Annotated in this window: 16 protein-coding genes and 1 pseudogene; 10 read left to right on the top strand and 7 right to left on the bottom strand. The window is 58.0% G+C overall.

Annotated features, from left to right (window positions below; translation table 11 throughout):
- The first annotated feature begins 1 nt into the window (after window position 1).
- From ACR0NN_RS18245 to ACR0NN_RS18230, 4 genes are all read left to right on the top strand, one after another.
- The gene (locus tag ACR0NN_RS18245) at window positions 2-1,207 is read left to right on the top strand and encodes a metal ABC transporter permease (RefSeq protein ID WP_170725251.1); all 1,206 of its coding nucleotides are present in this window, start codon (window positions 2-4) and stop codon (window positions 1,205-1,207) included.
- A complete protein-coding gene (locus ACR0NN_RS18240; protein ID WP_170725252.1) occupies window positions 1,204-2,133 on the top strand; it encodes a metal ABC transporter permease in 930 nt (309 codons plus the stop codon). Before ACR0NN_RS18245 ends, ACR0NN_RS18240 begins: the two co-directional genes overlap by 4 nt.
- A 283-nt stretch (window positions 2,134-2,416) precedes the next feature.
- Window positions 2,417-4,267, top strand: coding sequence for a DNA mismatch repair endonuclease MutL (gene mutL, locus ACR0NN_RS18235; RefSeq protein ID WP_170725253.1), 1,851 nt, complete (start codon window positions 2,417-2,419; stop codon window positions 4,265-4,267).
- Window positions 4,268-4,319: 52 nt separating this feature from the next.
- On the top strand, window positions 4,320-5,549 hold the full coding sequence (locus ACR0NN_RS18230) for a DNA recombination protein RmuC (protein WP_170725254.1): 1,230 nt from the start codon (window positions 4,320-4,322) through the stop codon (window positions 5,547-5,549).
- A 3-nt stretch (window positions 5,550-5,552) separates the two neighbouring features.
- Here ACR0NN_RS18230 and ACR0NN_RS18225 read toward each other — a convergent pair whose 3' ends face one another.
- The 3 genes from ACR0NN_RS18225 to ACR0NN_RS18215 are packed head-to-tail and all read right to left on the bottom strand — an operon-like array spanning window position 5,553 to window position 7,328.
- Window positions 5,553-5,957, bottom strand: a complete 405-nt coding sequence (locus ACR0NN_RS18225) for a hypothetical protein (RefSeq protein ID WP_170725255.1) — start codon at window positions 5,955-5,957, stop codon at window positions 5,553-5,555.
- A gap of 53 nt (window positions 5,958-6,010) precedes the next feature.
- A complete protein-coding gene (locus ACR0NN_RS18220; protein ID WP_170725256.1) occupies window positions 6,011-6,661 on the bottom strand; it encodes a ChrR family anti-sigma-E factor in 651 nt (216 codons plus the stop codon).
- A 10-nt stretch (window positions 6,662-6,671) separates the two neighbouring features.
- Entirely contained in the window at window positions 6,672-7,328 is a 657-nt protein-coding gene (locus ACR0NN_RS18215; RefSeq protein WP_170725257.1) for a sigma-70 family RNA polymerase sigma factor, read from the bottom strand.
- A 148-nt stretch (window positions 7,329-7,476) separates the two neighbouring features.
- Between ACR0NN_RS18215 and ACR0NN_RS18210 the strand changes: the two genes are divergently transcribed.
- The 4 genes from ACR0NN_RS18210 (at window position 7,477) to ACR0NN_RS18195 (ending at window position 9,295) form a co-directional block, all read left to right on the top strand.
- Window positions 7,477-8,247 carry a DUF1365 domain-containing protein gene (locus ACR0NN_RS18210; protein WP_170725258.1) on the top strand — a complete coding sequence of 257 codons (771 nt, stop codon included), beginning with the start codon at window positions 7,477-7,479 and terminating at the stop codon, window positions 8,245-8,247.
- Window positions 8,248-8,332: 85 nt separating this feature from the next.
- Window positions 8,333-8,650: a DUF3775 domain-containing protein gene (locus ACR0NN_RS18205; RefSeq protein WP_170684241.1), complete on the top strand. Its 318-nt coding sequence runs from the start codon at window positions 8,333-8,335 to the stop codon at window positions 8,648-8,650.
- 153 nt (window positions 8,651-8,803) lie between these two features.
- Window positions 8,804-9,040 carry a DUF1127 domain-containing protein gene (locus tag ACR0NN_RS18200; protein WP_170725259.1) on the top strand — a complete coding sequence of 79 codons (237 nt, stop codon included), beginning with the start codon at window positions 8,804-8,806 and terminating at the stop codon, window positions 9,038-9,040.
- Window positions 9,041-9,094: 54 nt separating this feature from the next.
- Complete coding sequence (locus ACR0NN_RS18195) at window positions 9,095-9,295, top strand: DUF1127 domain-containing protein (RefSeq protein ID WP_170725260.1); 201 nt, start codon at window positions 9,095-9,097, stop codon at window positions 9,293-9,295.
- Window positions 9,296-9,358: 63 nt separating this feature from the next.
- Here ACR0NN_RS18195 and ACR0NN_RS18190 read toward each other — a convergent pair whose 3' ends face one another.
- The 4 genes from ACR0NN_RS18190 to ACR0NN_RS18175 are packed head-to-tail and all read right to left on the bottom strand — an operon-like array spanning window position 9,359 to window position 12,850.
- The gene (locus ACR0NN_RS18190) at window positions 9,359-10,501 is read right to left on the bottom strand and encodes a saccharopine dehydrogenase C-terminal domain-containing protein (protein WP_170725261.1); all 1,143 of its coding nucleotides are present in this window, start codon (window positions 10,499-10,501) and stop codon (window positions 9,359-9,361) included.
- Between the two features lie 3 nt (window positions 10,502-10,504).
- Complete coding sequence (locus tag ACR0NN_RS18185) at window positions 10,505-11,560, bottom strand: saccharopine dehydrogenase (RefSeq protein ID WP_170725262.1); 1,056 nt, start codon at window positions 11,558-11,560, stop codon at window positions 10,505-10,507.
- Window positions 11,561-11,574: 14 nt separating this feature from the next.
- Window positions 11,575-12,189 carry a glutathione S-transferase family protein gene (locus tag ACR0NN_RS18180; RefSeq protein ID WP_170725263.1) on the bottom strand — a complete coding sequence of 205 codons (615 nt, stop codon included), beginning with the start codon at window positions 12,187-12,189 and terminating at the stop codon, window positions 11,575-11,577.
- Window positions 12,190-12,199: 10 nt separating this feature from the next.
- Window positions 12,200-12,850: a histidine phosphatase family protein gene (locus tag ACR0NN_RS18175; RefSeq protein WP_170725264.1), complete on the bottom strand. Its 651-nt coding sequence runs from the start codon at window positions 12,848-12,850 to the stop codon at window positions 12,200-12,202.
- A gap of 128 nt (window positions 12,851-12,978) precedes the next feature.
- Between ACR0NN_RS18175 and ACR0NN_RS18170 the strand changes: the two genes are divergently transcribed.
- Complete coding sequence (locus ACR0NN_RS18170) at window positions 12,979-14,169, top strand: Zn-dependent hydrolase (RefSeq protein WP_170725265.1); 1,191 nt, start codon at window positions 12,979-12,981, stop codon at window positions 14,167-14,169.
- 290 nt (window positions 14,170-14,459) lie between these two features.
- Window positions 14,460-14,661, top strand: a pseudogene (gcvT, locus tag ACR0NN_RS18165) (glycine cleavage system aminomethyltransferase GcvT); the annotation flags it as partial.

The following is a 14,661-nucleotide window of genomic DNA, read 5'->3' as shown; positions in this document are numbered from 1 at the left end:
CATGCTTTGGGAAGCTCTGACGCTGCAGCTTGGCTATAACGCCACGCTGGTCGCCATTGGTGCGACGTTGCTTGGAATCTCTGCGGGGGTGACGGGGACGTTCCTGTTTCTGCGCAAACGCGCGCTGGTCAGCGATGCTATCAGCCATGCGACCTTACCGGGCGTTTGCCTTGCCTTCATGGTGCTGGTGGCGCTTGGCGGGGATGGGCGAAACCTGATCGGCTTGCTTGCGGGCTCGGCCATATCCGCGTGGGTTGGTCTGCTGTGTATGAACTGGCTGACGCGCCATACTCGGTTGGCAGAAGATGCCGCAATCGGCGCGGTTCTCTCGGTGTTCTTCGGGTTTGGTGTGGTCCTGTTGACCGTGATTCAAATAATGGGCGTTGGGCGGCAAGCCGGGCTGGAAGGATTCTTGCTGGGCTCGACCGCGGGCATGCTTTGGGCGGATGCCTTGATCATCGCGATCGGAGGAGCTGCGACGCTGGTGCTGGTCATGATCATCCGCCGTCCGATGACGATGGTGGCCTTTGATCCCGAATATGCCGCCGCGCGCGGATTACCAGTGCATCGGATCGATTTGGCGATGATGGGTTTGGTGATGGCCGTCACCGTGGTCGGGCTTAAGATCGTCGGCCTGATCTTGATCGTTGCGCTGCTGATCATACCGCCGGTGACGGCAAGGTTCTGGACGGAACGGTCTGATCGCGTCGTGTTTCTGGCCGGTTTGGCCGGGGGTCTGGCGGGGTATCTGGGGGCCGGGCTGTCAGCCTCGGCACCAAATCTGCCAACCGGCCCGATCATCGTTCTGGTCAGCTTTGGGTTCTTTGCGCTGTCACTCTTGTTTGCACCGGTGCGGGGCGTGTTGGCAGCTGTTCTGCGTCATCTGCGGTTCCAGCGTCGGGTGCATATCCGGCAGGGCTTGCTGGCCCTTGCGCAAGGGCAGCAGATTTATGAGCCTCTGACCATTCGACTGTTGCGCCGCGCCGGCGTGGTGCGCGCGGACGGCGTAGCGACGGATGAAGGGAAAGCACGCGCCGCCAAAGCCCTGCGGGATGAAAAGCGTTGGGAGATCGTGCGCGCTGATCAGGCGCATGAGGCCACCGCAGCGCTGTATGACGGGCTGCGCGATATTGAGACTGTCCTGACCCGTGACCAAATCGCCGAAATTGACCGCCGTATCGGTGGGCCGCAGGAGGTCACTCTATGAGCGGAGAAGAGTTCGTCCCCCTGTCGCTGACGCCTTTGTTGATCGGAACATTCGCGGCCATCGCATGTGCGCTGCCCGGCAACTTTCTGGTGCTGCGGAAGCAGGCCCTGATCGGGGATGCGATCAGCCATGTAGTGCTGCCAGGTATTGTCGTCGCCTTTCTTCTGACCGGTGCGATTTCAACCTGGCCGATGATGCTGGGCGCAGCAGGGGCCGCGATCGTGGCTGTGGTGATGATCGAGGCCATTCGGCGATTGGGTCAGATTGAGCCCGGCGCGGCCATGGGTGTTGTGTTCACCACCATGTTCGCAGGTGGTGTTCTGCTGTTGGAACAGACCGACACCTCGACCGTGCATCTGGACGTGGAGCATGCGCTTTATGGCAATCTGGAGAGCCTGATCTGGCTTGATGCGACGGGCTGGTCCTCGCTGCTCGATATGCAGGCATTGGCTGGTCTGCCACCTGAACTGCCACGCATCGCGCTGACACTGGTGGGGGTCACGTTATTCACCTGGCTGTTCTGGCGACCGCTCAAGATCTCAACCTTTGATGAAGGCTTTGCGCGCACGATTGGTATCCGCACTGGCGCGTTGGGGATGGCACTGGTGATTACCGCCGCGATCGCCGCTGTTGCGGCTTTTGATGCGGTGGGGTCGATCATCGTGATCGCCATGTTCATCTGTCCGCCTGCCGCTGCACGCATGATGACCAATCGGCTGGAAACTCAGATCCTCTGGAGTGTTCTGTTTGCCGCCATCTCTGCTGTGTCCGGTTATGTTGTGGCGGGGTATGGCCCGTTATGGCTTGGCGGCGCGGATGCTGTCAGCGCTGCAGGCATGATCGCGACGATATCGGGCCTGATCTTGGCCCTGACTGCAGCCTTTGGCCCCTGCCGCACCCGCAGCGGAGCACCCAGCCAAGCTTGACTTGATTTGCTTATGCCAGAGGTTTCCACTAGGCCTCGGCTGAACACCGCCAAATGGAAACAATCGGCGATTTTTTCAGGGATTTATTCCAAATAAGATGTTATTAAGATTATAACAGAGTACATTAAGACCACCACTCACTTTGGTACGTCCGGCCAATCATGATCTTAGTCGCTACCCCCTTATCGGCGCGGTCATGCTGGCCGGACGCCTCATTTCTTAGTCTCTCTTCGCAATTTAAGCCGGTGGTCGAATCGCGCCGATCCATGCTAGGTCTAGCGGTATGGTGTACGCAGACCCCAATATCAGCGATAATCGGCCCGTAATTCGGCAGCTCGATGATGCGGCGATCAACCGGATTGCTGCGGGTGAGGTCGTGGAGCGGCCAGCCTCGGCGGTCAAGGAACTGGTTGAAAACGCCATTGATGCCGGCGCCACACGCATTGCCATTGATGTTGCGGATGGCGGAAAGACCCTGATTCGAGTCACCGATGACGGATGCGGAATCGCTGACGAAGATCTGCCGCTGGCTCTGTCGCGCCATGCAACGTCCAAGATCGACGGGTCGGATTTGCTGAATATCCACACTTTTGGCTTCCGGGGTGAGGCGCTGCCCTCATTGGGGGCGGTCGGGCGTCTGACCATTACCAGCCGTATTCCGGGCTCTGATGCAGCCTCGATCCAGGTATCGGGTGGCAAGATGGAAGCGGTGAAGCCCGCAGCGCTGCGCTCAGGAACGGTGGTTGAACTGCGAGATCTGTTCTATGCCACCCCGGCGCGGCTAAAGTTCATGCGCACCGACCGGGCCGAGGCTCAGGCAATCTCGGACATTGTAAAGCGTCTGGCCATGGCGGAACCTGCGGTCGCCTTCACCTTGCGTGACGTCTCAGGCGGGGGTGAGGGGCGCGTCACCTTCCGCGCAGACCGCGAGAATGGCGATCTATTCGATGCGCTGCAGGCCCGTTTAGCGCGCGTGCTAGGGCGCGAGTTCGCCGAGAACGCGCTGCAGATTGATGCCACACGCGAAGGGCTCAGGCTTTATGGCTACGCCGCGCTTCCGACCTATTCGCGGGGCGCTGCGGTGGCGCAGTACCTGTTCGTGAACGGGCGACCCGTAAGGGACAAGATGCTGACCGGTGCCTTGCGTGCAGCCTATTTCGATTTCCTCAGCCGCGACCGACATCCGGCAGCAGCGCTGTTTATAGACTGCGATCCGACGCTGGTGGATGTGAACGTGCATCCGGCAAAATCCGAGGTCCGGTTTCGCGATCCGGGTCTGGCACGCGGTTTGATCGTGTCGAGCCTGCGCCATGCGCTGGCTGAGGCCGGGCATCGTGCGTCTTCGACCGTGGCCAATGCAACCTTGGTCGCTATGCGGCCCGAGTCTGCACCTGCAGCCCCGGCGCGGGTGTACCAGATGGATCGACCTTCATCTGCGGCCCGTCAGGCGGCCTATCGGGCGCAGTCTCCGGGTTTTGCAGAACTGTCCCAGGACTATAGCGGTCGCATCGTTGAACCGGTGCCCGAAGCCCCGCCGGTGGAAGAGCCGCAGGACCTGCCCTTGGGCGCGGCACGTGGGCAGGTGCACGAGAATTACATCATCGCCCAGACCGCCGACGGCATGGTGATCGTGGATCAGCACGCGGCGCATGAGCGGCTGGTTTATGAAAAGCTCAAGGCTCAGATGGCAGAAAACGGGGTCGCCGCACAAGCGCTCCTGATCCCCGAAATCGTCGAACTGACAGACGGCGATTGTGCGCGACTGATGGCCGTCGCGGATGATCTGACACGTTTCGGGCTGACCATCGAATCCTTTGGTGGCGGGGCAATCGCTGTTCGTGAAACCCCGGCCATACTGGGCAAGGTCGATGCCCGCGCGATGATACTTGATATCCTTGATGAGCTGACTGATCAGGGCGAAAGTCAAACGGTGCAAGCGAAGATCGAGGCAATCCTGAGCCGCGTGGCCTGCCATGGCTCGGTGCGGTCCGGCCGCCGTATGCGCGCCGAAGAGATGAACGCCTTGCTGCGCGAGATGGAGGCGACGCCCCATTCCGGCCAATGCAACCACGGGCGGCCGACCTATGTGGAACTGAAGCTGAGCGATATCGAACGCCTGTTCGGCCGCAGTTGATCTGATGGCCCGCAAGGGCTATGAAGAATAAAACAAGAACATCTGAGGCGACATGATCGAGATTGCTGGCACCCAATATGCGCTGAATGACCCCGTGATCCTGGTTGCGGGAAGTGTGGTCGCGTTGATTCTGCTGCTCTTGTTTCTATCGCTGCGGGCGTCACAACGCTCAGCCCGGATGGCGGAACCGCTGGCGCGGCAGATGGCGCATCTTGGGCAGCATGTGCAGCAGCTGGGGCAGGGACAGGAGCAACTGCGGGGTGGCTTGCAGCACGTTTCAGACACCCAGGCCAATGCGCAGGTGCAGGTCATCCAGACGGTCGAGACCCGCTTGTCATCAGTGCAGCAGCAGATGAATGACCGGCTGGCGGATAACGCTATGAAATCCGCACGTGCGCTGGCCGAAATGCAAGAGAGGATGAAGGAATCCTTGCATGGTTCGTCCAAACAGACAGCCACTTCGCTGACGCAGCTTCAGGAGCGCCTGGCTGCCATCGACAAGGCGCAGGACAACATCACCAAACTGTCTGGAGATGTGTTGAGCTTGCAGGATATTCTGTCGAACAAGCAGACGCGCGGGGCTTTCGGGGAAATTCAACTGAACGATATCGTCTCCAAAGCGTTGCCATCGGACAGTTTTCAATTACAGGCGACATTGTCGAACGGACGGCGGGCTGATTGCCTGATCAACTTGCCCAACCCTCCGGGGCCGATTGTGATCGACAGTAAGTTCCCGTTGGAAGCGTATGAGGCGCTGATCGGATCAACCAACGACATGGAGTTGAAAGCTGCCGTTCAGATGTTCCGTTCCACGGTACGTAAGCACATCAACGACATCGCCGCGAAGTACATTCTGGATGGTGAAACAGCCGATGGCGCGTTGATGTTTCTGCCATCCGAGGCGGTCTATGCCGAGCTACACGCCAAGTTCCCCGAGCTGGTGCAAGAGAGCTTTGCGAAGCGCGTTTGGATCGTGTCACCCACCACGTGTATGGCGACCCTGAATACGATGCGAGCAATCCTGAAAGATGCCCGCATGCGTGAACAGGCCGGAGCGATCCGCAAGGAACTTGGGATGCTGCACAAAGACGTGGAACGTCTGGGCGATCGGGTCTCGAACCTTGACCGCCATTTCGGGCAGGCCGCCAAGGACATCTCGGAAATCAAGATCAGCGCTGAAAAAGCAGGTCGCCGGGCGCAACGACTGGATAACTTCGATTTCGAAGAGATTGCGCCTGACGATCAGTCCAACGTAGTCCCCTTGGGCAAGTCCGAGGGCTGAATTCTACTGGATCGAAAGATCCAGATTATAGCCAACTGTCTTGCCGGTATCGCGATCATTCCCCATCAAATAGACGCGGATCGTATAGTTCCCATCTTCGGGTAGATCGATCCGCGCAGTGTTGCCATCGATTGAGCCGTTGTAGATCGCGACGCCGTCACTGTCTGGCGGCAGGATATTGAAATATATTACGCCATTTCCGTTGGTATCGCTGACCTGAAGCTCGGCGAACATTTCCTGCCCAGCCTTTGCGCCCAAGCTATAGTCGAAATACGCATCACCGGTGATCGTACCACTAACCATGGTGCCAAAATTACCCGGTTCGAATTTTACGTCAGCTGATTGCTGTGCCCAAACACCAGTCGAAAGAGTTGCCAATAGGGTGCTTAAGATCAAACGATGTTGCATAGCTTACTCCATACAAGCCATCGGAGCAGTATAGCACGATTGGCTCAACTGCCTCAGATGCGCAGAAACGGTTGGAACAGGCGCGGCATCAGTTTGCTGAACTTCAACGGGGCATCTGTGACAGCCAAACAGATGCAGTCCTCGGATATGTCTGCCGTCGGCGTATGGTGAATGTCCTGGTCCGCGATTTCGACATCGCCACGGGCGAAATGATCAAGCTCATCCGAGAAGGCACCTTGCAAGACCATTGTCAGCTCAATGCCGCGATGGCTGTGATCGGGGACTGCCGCACCTGCGGGGATGAACAGCAACCGGGCGGTCGCTTCGCTGGTGGTGGGCAGGATGGCCTGCTTGACACCCATGCCGATCGGTTTCCATTTGATGTCGCTCACATCTCCACCGACATAGTCTTGCAGCGGCGCAGGCAGCACCGAACAGGACGGTCGCGCAGGTCTGGGCATCGGCGCACCCTGAGCGATCAGGGCCATCGTCGCAGCCAAGGACCCGTCGCTCATACCGGCGGTGGCGTCTTGTTCCTGCAGCACACAACCGCCCACGGCATCAAAGCTTTCGGCACGGGCGCGGCAGTGATCGCATAGCGACAGATGCGTCGCGACCATCAAGTCGAACGCCTCGGGCAGGCTACCCGCCGCATAAGCCATCAGGATCTCGTCCGTCAGATGATGTTTGATCTTGTTACTCATAATCGTCATCTCAGTTCATCGAGTGGCGCAAGCGGTCCAGCGCCAATCTTATTCGTGATTTGATCGTTCCCAAGGGCAGCCCGGTCTGAGATGCGATTTCTCGATGGCTCAGATCACCGAAGTAGGCCTTTTCGATCAGCTGTCTTTGCGCCTCGGGTAACGCCGCCATGGCGTCACGCAGCTGCGCGGTTTCTTGTTGCAGCGCCAGAACGTCTTCCTGTTCGGGCTCTGCTTCGGGGCCCCAACCCAGATCTTCAGGCTCAGGGCGGCGTTGTTTGCGCAATACATCGATGCGCTTGTTTCTTGCGATCGTGAACACCCAGGTTGCAACCGTCGCCCGTGTCGGATCGAACAGATGCGCCTTGTGCCACAGCGTCGCCATCACCTCTTGCGCACATTCCTCGGCCAGCGCGGCGTCCGATCCGGATTTGATCAGGAACGCTTTGATACGCGGTGCGAAATGTTGGAACAGTTCGGCAAAGGCACTCTGATCCTTTGATTCACGAATCCTGAGCACATGACCGACCCATTCCTGTCTGGCGTCACAAGTATCGTTTTGTCCGTTCACCGACTTACCCTTAAAGCGTCTGCGACCGCTCAATGCACCAATAGCAGCCGTTTGGGCCGCCGGTTCGTCCAAGGTCGCGGTGTCAGTCTCGGTAAACATAACCACAATACGCGGCGTGACCCAAGGTGGATCAGTTTAGGACATAAATTTCATCCAATTCGAGCCAGGTTGCGTATTATATTGAGAAGAGGCAGGCCGAAAAGCACGCCATTTGAACAGTTTGCAGGCGGAACGGACAATCTGCGTCATGAGCACAGTTGATTACATTGCTGGCCATACCTTTCATGGGCGAAAAGGCGCCATTGAGAACGCGTTTCGCTATTCTGTCGACTATATTTTGTTCGACCCCGAAGGCTGCCCTGAGACGCCTTCACTGTTCTCGATCAATCGGCGAAACCTGACCAACTGGCGCGACCGCGATCATGGGGGTGAACCCGGGCAGGGACGTGGTGCAATCTGGCTGCGGGAGTGCCTTGAGGCACAGTCTGTCCCCCAACCGGATAGCGTCATGCTGCTGACTCAGCCCCGCGTGTTTGGGCATGTGTTCAACCCGGTCAGCTTCTGGTTTTGTTTTGACGGCCAGAACCAGCTTTATGCCGTGGTGGCCGAAGTGACCAACACCTATGGCACGCGGCATAGCTATCTGTGCCACAAAGTCGATTATTCACCGATCTTGCCCAACGATCGGATTCTGGCTGACAAGTTGATGCATGTTTCTCCGTTCCAGAAGATCGAGGGCACTTATACATTCCGATTTGACTATCGCGAGGATCGTGTCGGTGTCTGGATTGACTATGGGCGCGCAAATGGCGGTTTGATTGCAACACTGACCGGCCCGCGGCAACCGCTGAGCAACCGGATCATCCTGAGGTCATTCTGGCGGCGACCGTTCGGGGCGCGACGGGCGGTGTTTCTGATCCACTGGCAGGCGGTCAAGCTCTGGTTCAAGCGTGCGCGCTTCAGCCCTTTCCGCACCGCGCCGGTCCCGGATCAACCGGTTTCGCGGTCGCGTCAGTAAAGCCCCGCGCTTTGCGCAAGATCAAAGACGCTGGCGTGTGAGATTGTTCAGATATGTCTGAACCGCGAACACGAGGAGTTGGGACATGCTGGAAATCTCGGCAAGAAAAATCGCCCAGGTCGCCATGATGGGGCGAGAGCTGGACCGGGCCGAGGGCGAATTGCGCGCCTTCATCGAACGCATGAGCGAGGATGAGCAAGCAGAGCTGGTGGCCGTCATGTGGGTTGGGCGCGAAAGCTTTTTCGCCGAAGATTTGGCTGAGGCAATCGCGACCGCGAAATCCGAAGCCTCGACACCTTGTGCGGATTATCTGATCGGAACGCCGCATTTGTCTGATCATTTAGAGAATGGGTTGGACGCGCTGGGCATATCCGCCGAAGATGTCGAAAACGATCTGATGTAGCCTAGAAATACGCAACCTGGCGGTCCGATATGTGCGATAGATCAACAGGATGCCGGGCATTAAGTAACATTAATGCGGCCTTTTTCCAGGCTTAATGTCGAGTTCTTTTATCAGGTTCATCAGAGGCAACGATGAATACCGGAGGAACTCGACATGTCACATATCAATGCAACCGCAGCTGATCATCGGAATCTGTTCTTCGGCCAGTTTGCGAACCAGCCTGAGGCGTCATCCCCATGGCAACGCCGTAGGGCGTATAACAAGACGATCCGAGCGCTCGAAAAGCTCAGCGATCATCAGCTTTGCGATATCGGAATCCCACGATCTGAGATACGGCACCGCGTTTACCAAAGCGTGTATCACAACATGCCTTACCACGCCTTTGCCTAAGCGTTACGGGTACGTTCCGCAAAGCAATGTTTAGATATCAGTAAGGTGACGAGTATGCTGGATACCAACCCAATCCCAAACCTGAAGACATCCAATAGCACGTTGTTGCTGTTCGATCGGGCAATGAGAATGCGTGCGATCAGCGCAGATATTGTTCGCGCTGCCCAGGATTTAAATCGGCTGTCAGATGTTGAGCTGTCAGAACTGGGCATCAACCGCTGCGATGTTGAAGCAGTGATCGCGCAATACATCTGATAACAATCTGTCGTTTCAAGATGAGTTGGCCGCCCCGACACGTTCGGAGCGGCTGATTTATACTTACGCGGTGTGATCCACGATTTGCAGATGCTGCGCCAGCGTGTCGATCTCGCCCATCCAGTCCTGCACCAGTTTCGGGTCGCTCGGTGCGGCGTGAACACCTGCAGGTATCGCACGATTCAGGACGGCCTCGACAGCCAGTGATACAGGGATCGACACAAGCCGCGCCATCGCCGTGCCACGCGCATCGCCCCAGGCATCCATGACATATGTTTTGTGCCAAACTTCGATGCCATCCTTCTCGGCCTTGAGGCCGACGCAAAGAACCACGCGATCAGGCTCGCCCTCGTCATAGGCGTTCTCGGCCCAGAACTGATCTGACATTTCTTTCAGACGCGCTTCGCCCTCGGGGCCTGACAGAGTTTCGATTTCGGCAAACACGTCTGACCAAGCATCGGCCCAGCCGTTCAGGCGCAGCGTGCCGCGGACGAATTCCTTGACGGGCCAATGATCCTCGAACTGGTATTCGGCCTTGAAGGGGATTGAGTCACGGTTCGGGTAGACCTCAAAGCTCTCCGGTGTCGGCAGCGGCGCGATGTAGCTGGTGATCGCATCCCAAGGGCGGACAACGTCCAGTGGCGCATAGTCGCGGATTGATTTGGACGGCGAACGCAGGGCTTTCAGCACGCCCAATGGCGACCAACTGAATTTATAGCGGAACGGGTTGGGGTTCTTGGGAACGCCACCGCAATAAGAAATAAAGCTCAGGTGGTTCTGCGGATCAAATGCCTCCGAGGCGCGGTAATCGGCAACCAACGCATGCGCCATCAGGTGATCGATGCCCGGGTCCAGCCCGACCTCATTGACCAGCGCAACCCCGGCCTCGCGCGCCTTGTCATCCAGTGCGCGCATTTCTGGCGCGATGTAAGAGGATGAGACAAAATTGGCTTCTTTCGAAATCGCCAGTTCTGCTAGCGGCACATGCCAATCCCCAGGCAGCATCGAGACGATGACATCGCCCTTTTCCAGCACCGCGCCAAGCGTGTCGATGTCGAAGGCGTAAATGTCATCAGTCAGGTCTCCAACCTCGGCCTTGGCCTTTTCAACCGTTCGGTTCCAGACGGTGACTTTATGCCCGCCTTCGATCAGGCGGCGCAGGCCGGGGATGGCTGAAAGGCCGGTGCCGCACCAGTGAATCGTCATCTCTCAGATCCCTTCGATATGAGTTTTATAAGTTGCTTCTGCCCGACCCCAGACGCCACTGTCCAGATCGGTCAAGGTCAGCAGTGAGGGCAGCAATTGCGCTGCGTAATCTTCCGAGCTTTCGACCGGCAGCATCGACGGCAGGTTGTCGATCGCCATCACGTCCATTACCGGGTCGTCGGCGACACGCAAGGCAGGCGCGTCCCAAGTGGTGGCGCGATCATAGACCGGTACCGGGTTATAGTCGCTATCAGGGTCACAGGCCACGTCGCCGATGGCAGTCAGCTTGCGAGGGGCGCTCAATGCCTCGCGCGGAACAAAGACCGGTGTGCCGGGGCGTGCAAAGATGCAGTTGAGAAACAGGTCATGGTCGAGGATTTCGGGGAATGGCCCGCCGCTGGCGGTTTCCGCCATATCCCATTTGGTGACCTTTACGCCCATGGCCTCGCAGAGGTCAGCAGCGCCCGTACCGACGCGACCCAGAGCACCTATTACGATCGCATCAGGACGCTCCGCACCCGCCGCATCCAATTCGGTAAGTAGCTCGGCGTTCAGCGTGTCTTTGCTGGCATAGACACCCACGGGTGGGCATTCCTCGCCACGTTGTTGCGCGGCCCATGTTTTCAGAGTAACAGCTGCCCCGGCATAACCGGCCCAATAGCCAAAGGCGGCAACTCGGCGACCATCCTCGTCCACAAGATATTCCAGGTCATAAAGCGTACCACCGCCGGCCTTGAACCGTTGCAACAGTGCGCGCCCCGAATGCTGACCTTTGTAGGCGTGACCGAACATGATGTGACGATGGGGCAGGTCTGTGCCATCTTCGGGCAATTCCTTGAGGCCAAAGATAATCGCGTCGAGCGGAGCTTTGGGCCACGAATTCTCGGCCGCGATCTCACAGCCTACGTTCTTGTAGCCATCGATTGGAATGGCCCTGACGGAACTTTCCTCGACCGTCACGCGGATACCTGCGGAGATCAGCGCAGCCGCACCTTCGGAGGTCAGCCCGACCCGTTCCTCGTTCGGGCGCTGTTCTGCCCGGACCCAGAGATGTGTCATTCCTATTCCTTTTGTCAGAGCATTCCGGCGACGCGGACCGCTTGTACCGAGGGACGCGCCTCCATCACTTCGCGGAAGGCGATGATCTTTGGAAAGGCCGAAACGTCAACGCCGTCGCCTTCCAACCAGCTGCACACCACATAAAGATACGCGTCGGCCAGCGAGAATTCAGCGCCGAGTACAAACGGCCCGCGCAGCCCGTTTGACGAGATATACGCGCAGCACTCAGCCATGTTCGACGCGACCTTGTCTTTCATGTCTTTCCAGCTGGATTTCTTGTCCGCCCAGCGATGCCCGCGCATCTTGTGGGCGTGGTTCACATGCATGGTCGAGGCCAGATAGAACATCACTTCGCGCATCCGTCCTGCCATGACCGGATCGGATGGGACGAGTCCTGCCTCGGGCGCTTTGACCGCGATGTATTCCAGCAACGCCCCAGTTTCTGTCAGGATGCCGCCGTCCACCACCAGCGCCGGAACCCGTCCTTTAGGATTAATTTGATGATAGGCGGGCTTGGTCTGTTCACCTCCGGCAAAGTCCAGCTTGATGGCTTCGTACTCAAGCCCGGTCTCTTCCAGCGCAATCGCCACGGCGACCGAGATCGTGCGGGGGGCATAATAAAGTTGCATCGGGGCCTCCTTACAGGTGGGTCTGCGCGTATTGTCGGTCTGGCGCTTCCAGATGAGGCACCGCGTTGAACAGAACCGGGCTTAGCTGCGCACCAATCGGATGCAGACGATGCATCGACGTATTCATGATGGCAAGCGCGACCCGTGCCATCGATGGAATATCCAAGCCCATCGCCTGCCGCACAACCATCGAAATCAGCCCGCCCGATGTTACGATGATTGCAGGGCCACCTTCGGTGCCAATATCATGCAGAGCGCCAGAGACGCGCGCTTCAAACTCTCTGAAACTTTCCGGGGTGTCCTCGATCTCGCCCCGGGACCATGCGGCGAAGGTGCGGGGCAGATGTTCGACAAAACCTTCGCGGTCGGTTGGAACTTTGACCCCATGCTGCTGCTCGAACAACTGGGCGAGTGTGAAATACTCTATTTCATTTAGACGCGCGTCCTGGATTGGCTCGGGCAGCCCCATGCTGGTTGCGGTCTCCACATGCCTGTTCAACGTACCACAGTAAACGCGGGGATAGTGCGTGCGCGTGTCGCGCAGATGCGCGCCCAGCCAGCGTGCTTGCTGATGGCCCAAATCGCTGAGCTTGTCATAGCTCTGCTCGTCCCGCGCGGTTGTATTGGCCTGCCCGTGGCGCACCAGTGTTATATGTGACATGACGATCCCTCTTGGCCTGACGTCTTAGGGCAGGTTCGGGGCCGGGACCAGAGGGGTTTCGCAGGTGTCTGAAAAAACTCCTATGTCTGGCTTAGTTTACCGATATGGTTACGCGAACAGGAGGACCCATGGCTGTTGATCACACCCGGTTTCTGGCCGATCTGCACAAGCTGCGCTCGTTCGGCGCCTCGGGCGTCGGCAATGGCGTTATCCGCCCTGCCTATTCCGAAGCTGACAACGCAGCGCGCCAATGGTTGGCCAAACGTATGGCTGAGGCGGGTCTGACCCCGCAGTTCGACCCGGTCGGGAACTTATTTGGATTGGCGGACGGGCCATCGCTATTGATGGGCTCGCATTCCGACAGCCAGCCAGAAGGCGGCTGGCTGGATGGCGCGCTTGGTGTCATTGCTGCGCTTGAGATCGCGCGCTCCAGTGACCGGCCCATCTCGGTTGTCAGCTTTCAGGACGAAGAAGGGCGGTTTGGTGTCACCACCGGGTCGGCCGTCTGGTCAGGCGGATTGCCTTTGGAAAAGGCCGACGGGCTGACGGATGGCGCAGGCATCTGCTTTGGCAATGCGCGGGCTGAGATGGCAGAGATGTCGCAAGGCTTTGTCGATCCTGCCCGGTTCAGCGGTTTCATCGAAATGCATATCGAACAAGGCCCCGCCTTGGATGCCGCTGGCGAACAGATCGGGGTGGTCACCGATATCGTTGGCATCCGAGACATGGTGATCAGCTTTGAGGGCCAACAAAACCATGCGGGTACCACGCCGATGCTTCTGCGGCGCGATGCGTTTCAGGCCCTGTCGCTGTTCAACGCGCGTCTCAACGACCGGTTCCGAAATGTCGTCACACCGCAAACCGTTTGGACCATTGGACGTGTCGATCTGCATCCCAATGCATCATCTATCGTGCCAGGGCGCGTGCGCTTTTCAATGCAATGGCGCGATGGGGATTCTGATCGGCTGGCGCGCATGGAAGAGATCATCCGCACAACCGCGCAACAGGTGGTCCAAGAGATGGCAGTTGAGCTGAGCTATGGCCCGATGCTGGGTTTGGAACCCGTCCGCATGGATCCGACCCTGCGCGAGGCGCTGGAAACGGGCGCTCAGGCCATCGCGCCCGGTAAATGGCGCAGAATGCCGTCCGGTGCACTTCACGATGCTACCAATGTCTCGCGCCTGATGCCCGTGGCGATGCTGTTCGTGCCCTCGATCAACGGAATCAGCCATGACTTTGCCGAGGATACGGACGAGAACGACCTGATCGCAGGTCTTCACGTGCTGGATCACGCCGTTAGGTCAATGGATCGAAGCTAAGATAGACGCAGGTAAAACACATGTTTCCCAGTGGTTTGTCCGCAGCTCTGCTAGGCAACAACGGCTGAATTGCTTATTGCGCAGTTCGGTCCATCTGGCACAGCACAAGATGAGTTGCCTAACGGAAAAAAGTTTCCTATAGGAACATTATCGATGCATGCACCCGTATACATAGCGCTCACGATATAGGCGAATTGCCGAAATCCCAGGCTGAATCGTTGCAATCTATGCAGCTTGGGTCAGACTGACGGGAACGCTTTAGGGTAACTGACACAAGGCAGGTGGCCACTATGACATCTTCTTTAAAACGCACGCCTCTTTACGCTTTGCATGTTGAGTTGGGAGGTAAGTTGGTTGATTTTGCGGGTTGGGAGATGCCTGTTCAGTATCCATTGGGGATCATGGGGGAGCACAAGCAGTGTCGTGAGAAGGCGGCGTTGTTTGATGTGTCTCATATGGGTCAGGTGATTTTGCGGGGCGAGAATGTGGGTG

The organism is Ruegeria sp. BA2 (assembly GCF_056539605.1).
The sequence above is the reverse complement of the archived record's forward strand: the minus strand, read 5'-3'. Positions and strand labels throughout refer to the sequence as shown.

Excerpts from the sequence above, each read along its gene's own strand:
- ACR0NN_RS18185 (WP_170725262.1), bottom strand. The coding sequence starts at position 11,560 with ATGACACATCTCTGGGTCCGGGCAGAACAGCGCCCGAACGAGGAACGG.
- ACR0NN_RS18195 (WP_170725260.1), top strand. The coding sequence starts at position 9,095 with ATGCTGGATACCAACCCAATCCCAAACCTGAAGACATCCAATAGCACG.
- ACR0NN_RS18220 (WP_170725256.1), bottom strand. The coding sequence starts at position 6,661 with ATGAGTAACAAGATCAAACATCATCTGACGGACGAGATCCTGATGGCT.
- ACR0NN_RS18170 (WP_170725265.1), top strand. The coding sequence starts at position 12,979 with ATGGCTGTTGATCACACCCGGTTTCTGGCCGATCTGCACAAGCTGCGC.
- ACR0NN_RS18245 (WP_170725251.1), top strand. The coding sequence starts at position 2 with ATGCTTTGGGAAGCTCTGACGCTGCAGCTTGGCTATAACGCCACGCTG.
- ACR0NN_RS18240 (WP_170725252.1), top strand. The coding sequence starts at position 1,204 with ATGAGCGGAGAAGAGTTCGTCCCCCTGTCGCTGACGCCTTTGTTGATC.
- ACR0NN_RS18175 (WP_170725264.1), bottom strand. The coding sequence starts at position 12,850 with ATGTCACATATAACACTGGTGCGCCACGGGCAGGCCAATACAACCGCG.
- ACR0NN_RS18190 (WP_170725261.1), bottom strand. The coding sequence starts at position 10,501 with ATGACGATTCACTGGTGCGGCACCGGCCTTTCAGCCATCCCCGGCCTG.
- ACR0NN_RS18180 (WP_170725263.1), bottom strand. The coding sequence starts at position 12,189 with ATGCAACTTTATTATGCCCCCCGCACGATCTCGGTCGCCGTGGCGATT.
- mutL (WP_170725253.1), top strand. The coding sequence starts at position 2,417 with ATGGTGTACGCAGACCCCAATATCAGCGATAATCGGCCCGTAATTCGG.
- ACR0NN_RS18205 (WP_170684241.1), top strand. The coding sequence starts at position 8,333 with ATGCTGGAAATCTCGGCAAGAAAAATCGCCCAGGTCGCCATGATGGGG.
- ACR0NN_RS18200 (WP_170725259.1), top strand. The coding sequence starts at position 8,804 with ATGTCACATATCAATGCAACCGCAGCTGATCATCGGAATCTGTTCTTC.
- ACR0NN_RS18230 (WP_170725254.1), top strand. The coding sequence starts at position 4,320 with ATGATCGAGATTGCTGGCACCCAATATGCGCTGAATGACCCCGTGATC.
- ACR0NN_RS18215 (WP_170725257.1), bottom strand. The coding sequence starts at position 7,328 with ATGTTTACCGAGACTGACACCGCGACCTTGGACGAACCGGCGGCCCAA.
- ACR0NN_RS18210 (WP_170725258.1), top strand. The coding sequence starts at position 7,477 with ATGAGCACAGTTGATTACATTGCTGGCCATACCTTTCATGGGCGAAAA.
- ACR0NN_RS18225 (WP_170725255.1), bottom strand. The coding sequence starts at position 5,957 with ATGCAACATCGTTTGATCTTAAGCACCCTATTGGCAACTCTTTCGACT.